Source organism: Klebsiella sp. A-Nf5, from assembly GCF_002810545.1.
Lineage (GTDB): Bacteria > Pseudomonadota > Gammaproteobacteria > Enterobacterales > Enterobacteriaceae > Klebsiella > Klebsiella variicola.
In genome coordinates this window covers 1-1,135 of record NZ_PIOG01000265.1, presented here as the reverse complement: position 1 = coordinate 1,135, position 1,135 = coordinate 1, and the positions used below count along the sequence as shown (strand labels likewise).

The following is a 1,135-nucleotide window of genomic DNA, read 5'->3' as shown; positions in this document are numbered from 1 at the left end:
AAGTTATAGACCGGCTGCAGGAAGTTTACCTGCATCAGGTTTATCAGTTCGTTAGGTTCGCTGACCATCGGGTCGAGGATTAAGGTCCCGGTTTGCCCGCTCGCCAGAAACAGTACCCCGGCGTTAACCGCGATCATACCAAGGCCCATCGGCACCATAATTAACGGTTCAAGCTTTCGGCGGAACCCCATCCAGGCCAATATAAAGCCGAGAACAATTAACAGAAAACGTGTAATGGCTATTTTCGGATCTTCAATAAAAAAGGTGCCAATGCCCGAAAAGAGCTTAATAAAGATATCCATAACTATATTCCTGATGGCAAAGGTAAAGTTCGAAAATTAATCGTCGGTGATATTTAACTTATTCATCATCTTGTTGACGCCAACGATGATGCCGACAACCGCAAATGAAATTACAATCGTTAAGCCATACGTTAATAAAGTATAAAAATAGATGTTCATATTCTTCCTTATGTCATATCTCCTTGCGGCTGGTGGCAAAGAAAATACATCGCCAGACACAGCGCTAATAAATCGGCCGAACCGCCAGGGCTGACCCACTTATCCAGGCACCATGAATTAAAATCAGCCAGTTCCTGCTCGATCGCAGGGTTAAACATTCCGCCCTGCGTCACTAAACGTCGAGCATATTGCTTCATTTCCGCCAGCGCCTGCTGGCCGCCGCGAAACAGCACGGTAGTGTCATTGCAATGGGCCATTAAGGTGAGCAGCGTATGAATAAGCGCTTCCCGCCAGGTCAGCCCGTTGTCCAGCGCCTGATGCAACGCGGGTAAGCCAATCTGGCAAACCAGTGGGAAGCCTTGCTCTGCCTCGCCGCGCACGCCGGTAATGCCGAATCCAACATACAATCTCTCACCGTGGGTTTGCGCCGGGCGTTCGGCCAGGGCTGCGAAATCCCGACGGCAGAGATCGTGGCAGAGTTTAGCGACACACTGGCTTAAAGCGTGATATGAGAGGGTTTCCCTGCGCCCGGAAAGCCATCCTGCTGCTGTCGCCAGAACCGCGCCGGAAAAAAGGATGCCGCGCTGGGTATTAACCTGCTGTGTTGCTCGCAGCAGCGTATTTTCATAATGAATGCCAATGGCACGTATTGTTGTAAAAAGTTCCCCTGGCGA

2 protein-coding genes are annotated in these 1,135 nt (G+C 50.1%); both read right to left on the bottom strand.

The genetic code is table 11. From position 1 onward, the window contains the following. The coding region (locus tag CWM53_RS24845) for a sodium ion-translocating decarboxylase subunit beta (RefSeq protein ID WP_206062638.1) at positions 1–302 on the bottom strand (302 nt) is incomplete at its 3' end. A gap of 167 nt (positions 303–469) precedes the next feature. Then, a partial coding sequence (locus CWM53_RS24840; protein ID WP_100750898.1) for a triphosphoribosyl-dephospho-CoA synthase occupies positions 470–1,135 on the bottom strand: 666 nt, incomplete at its 5' end.